Genomic DNA, 257 nt, shown 5'->3' with positions numbered 1-257 from the left:
GACGGGCCTCCTCGCCACGGCTGTGTGACAGCACACACGCACCCGGGTAGGTATTGTGAATCTGCTAGTACGACTCACCGGTAGGGGTGCAACATGCCAGCTCCGAGCGCTGCGACCGTCCAGCGTCTTGCCGACCTCATCGCGATCCCCGACGCCGCCGAGCGGACCACCCGCCCCGTCGTCGAGGCGGTCACCGGCCGGGAGCTGGCCACCGTGCCGGTCGGCACGGCCGATGACGCGAAGGCCGCGATCGACCG

General features: G+C 70.0%; 1 pseudogene. It reads left to right on the top strand.

From position 1 onward, the window contains the following. Positions 1-93: 93 nt before the first annotated feature. Positions 94-257 (top strand): annotated as a pseudogene (locus NVV99_RS26615) (succinic semialdehyde dehydrogenase); the annotation flags it as partial.

Origin of the sequence: Rhodococcus sp. PAE-6 (assembly GCF_025290685.1) — a bacterium.
GTDB lineage: Bacteria > Actinomycetota > Actinomycetes > Mycobacteriales > Mycobacteriaceae > Rhodococcus > Rhodococcus pyridinivorans.
The sequence above is the reverse complement of the archived record's forward strand: the minus strand, read 5'-3'. Positions and strand labels throughout refer to the sequence as shown.